The organism is Kitasatospora sp. LaBMicrA B282 (genome assembly GCF_050325825.1).
Lineage (GTDB): Bacteria > Actinomycetota > Actinomycetes > Streptomycetales > Streptomycetaceae > Kitasatospora.
The window spans coordinates 1-414 of the sequence record NZ_JBNQTI010000423.1; the positions used below are offsets into that span (position 1 = coordinate 1).

General features: G+C 69.6%; 1 protein-coding gene and 1 pseudogene. Both read right to left on the minus strand.

Features of this window, described 5'->3' with window-relative positions; genetic code table 11:
* A pseudogene (locus tag ACQRUO_RS39765) lies at nucleotides 1-186 on the minus strand (hypothetical protein); the annotation flags it as partial.
* Between the two features lie 16 nt (nucleotides 187-202).
* A partial coding sequence (locus tag ACQRUO_RS39770) for an exodeoxyribonuclease VII small subunit (protein ID WP_428321039.1) occupies nucleotides 203-414 on the minus strand: 212 nt, incomplete at its 5' end.

The window sequence follows — 414 nt, forward strand, 5'->3', positions numbered from 1 at the left end:
GGTGAAGGTGTTCGCGGTGTGGGCCTCGCGGAACAGCAGGTCCTGGGCGGCGGGGTCAAGAACGAGAGACATCGTGACTTCCTCGGTGATGCGTACGGTCCGCTCCGGACCGCGGCTGACCGTACGACCATACGCCCATTGAGTTTTAACTTTCAACAAAACCCGCTGCGGGGTGACCCACCCCACAGCCCAGGGGTGCGCCCTACTCGGCGCCCCCCTCGCCCTCTTCCTCCTCCGCGAGCGCCGCGTCCAGGCGGGCGCGCGCCCCCTCCAGCCAGCGCCGGCACACCTTGGCCAGCTCTTCCCCGCGCTCCCACAGCGCCAGGGAGTCCTCCAGCGAGGTGCCGCCCGCCTCCAGCCGCCGTACGACCTCGATCAGCTCGTCCCGCGCCTGCTCGTACGAGAGCGTCTCCT